Here is a 235-nt window from a genome sequence, read left to right on the forward strand (position 1 = left end):
ATATAGCAGGCTCAGTTTCAGGAGTCGGCCACACACCCGCGCCAAGGGGCCACGTAGGGTCCGCACCGGATACGCTCTGAATCACCAAGTCGTCGATGAAGTAACTGACGAAGTTCGAGGCAAAGAGCTTGAGGCGGTTAGCAATCTGTCCTGTGGTGAAGTTGTCAGCGCTCCACGTCACAGGAATATCTTGCTGAACGGTAGCCCCGTTAATCGTGTACGTTGCGCTCATCAT

General features: G+C 54.5%; 1 protein-coding gene. It reads right to left on the reverse strand.

Annotation, left to right across the window (positions count from 1 at the left end; translation table 11 throughout):
• Positions 1 to 235 (reverse strand): hypothetical protein (locus AC1RPV_RS08250; protein ID WP_481764278.1); only part of this gene is annotated, 235 nt, incomplete at both ends.

This window comes from Dellaglioa sp. CoH-55-MRSF-9, assembly GCF_056782155.1.